Raw genomic sequence first — 472 nt, 5'->3', positions numbered from 1 at the left:
GACAATGGATGCTGCAGGCAGGCGTCGGATGAGTTCTGCGTTCGGCAGCTCTCCGGCAAGAATGAGAACCTGCGACGCCAAACATTCCAGATCCTGGCTTCCCTGAAGCAATGCGGGAGGTAACGTCACATGGGTGATGGCTTCGTTTCGCAGGTAATCCGATAGCTTGTTACCCGCTTGACGGCGCTCATCCGCAGGCAAATGCAGTGCGGCTCCTGAGCCGACCGCCATAACAAGCTCCGAGGCGCTTGCATCAAAACCGAAGGAGGAGAACTGCATTATTCGGCTATTGGAACAAACGCCAAAAAGCTTGATCTGAGCCAACCCGAGATTGGCCAAGCCCCGATGCTCGACCATGACGCCCTTGGGCGTGCCTGATGATCCCGAGGTGTAGATCACATAGGCGAGGTGGCGCGCGCTCAGGCCGAGCGCGCGCGGGTCCGGATCGGAGGCCGGCAGGTTCGCCCAGGCC

At 59.7% G+C, this 472-nt stretch carries 1 protein-coding gene; it reads right to left on the bottom strand.

Features of this window, described 5'->3' with window-relative positions:
* On the bottom strand, positions 1-472 hold a 472-nt coding region (locus tag ACLFKU_RS44100; protein ID WP_410853439.1), incomplete at both ends, for an AMP-binding protein.

The sequence above is a fragment of the Paraburkholderia sp. EG304 genome (assembly GCF_046543485.1).
Taxonomy (GTDB): Bacteria; Pseudomonadota; Gammaproteobacteria; order Burkholderiales; family Burkholderiaceae; genus Paraburkholderia; species Paraburkholderia youngii.
The sequence above is the reverse complement of the archived record's forward strand: the minus strand, read 5'-3'. Positions and strand labels throughout refer to the sequence as shown.